This is a genomic window from Staphylococcus schweitzeri (assembly GCF_002902405.1).
Lineage (GTDB): Bacteria > Bacillota > Bacilli > Staphylococcales > Staphylococcaceae > Staphylococcus > Staphylococcus schweitzeri.
Map to the genome: position 1 here is coordinate 846 of NZ_PPQS01000044.1, position 660 is coordinate 1505.

Consider the following 660-nt stretch of genomic DNA (forward strand, 5'->3'; position numbering starts at 1 on the left):
ATTATTTACAAACTATATAAGGCGGTGTAGCTCAGCTGGCTAGAGCGTACGGTTCATACCCGTGAGGTCGGGGGTTCGATCCCCTCCACCGCCACTATTTATTAGTTGTAAAATTATATTTAGGACCTTTAGCTCAGTTGGTTAGAGCTAACGGCTCATAACCGTTCGGTCGCAGGTTCGAGTCCTGCAAGGTCCATATAATTTTGGAGGAATACCCAAGTCCGGCTGAAGGGATCGGTCTTGAAAACCGAGAGGGGCTTAACGGCTCGCGGGGGTTCGAATCCCTCTTCCTCCGTTTTACTAATGGTCTCGTAGTGTAGCGGTTAACACGCCTGCCTGTCACGCAGGAGATCGCGGGTTCGATTCCCGTCGAGACCGCCATTTAATTTTATAATTAATAGCGATTTACCTATAATAATGGAGGAATACCCAAGTCCGGCTGAAGGGATCGGTCTTGAAAACCGACAGGGCCTTAACGGGCCGCGGGGGTTCGAATCCCTCTTCCTCCGCCATTATTTTTTATTATCGCGGGATGGAGCAGTTCGGTAGCTCGTCGGGCTCATAACCCGAAGGTCGGTGGTTCAAATCCGCCTCCCGCAATATTTTATAGGTCTCGTAGTGTAGCGGTTAACACGCCTGCCTGTCACGCAGGAGATCGCG

Annotated in this window: 6 tRNA genes; all 6 read left to right on the top strand. The window is 50.6% G+C overall.

The annotated features are described in order from the left end of the window. Positions 1 to 20: 20 nt before the first annotated feature. The 6 genes from CD116_RS10300 (at position 21) to CD116_RS10325 (ending at position 600) form a co-directional block, all read left to right on the top strand. A tRNA-Met gene (locus tag CD116_RS10300) sits at positions 21 to 94 on the top strand. A 28-nt stretch (positions 95 to 122) separates the two neighbouring features. Further along, positions 123 to 196, top strand: a tRNA-Ile gene (locus tag CD116_RS10305). Between the two features lie 9 nt (positions 197 to 205). After that, positions 206 to 295, top strand: a tRNA-Ser gene (locus tag CD116_RS10310). 10 nt (positions 296 to 305) lie between these two features. Further along, positions 306 to 381 (top strand) — tRNA-Asp (locus CD116_RS10315). Between the two features lie 38 nt (positions 382 to 419). After that, positions 420 to 512 (top strand) — tRNA-Ser (locus tag CD116_RS10320). 14 nt (positions 513 to 526) lie between these two features. Further along, positions 527 to 600, top strand: a tRNA-Met gene (locus CD116_RS10325). Positions 601 to 660 lie beyond the last annotated feature (60 nt).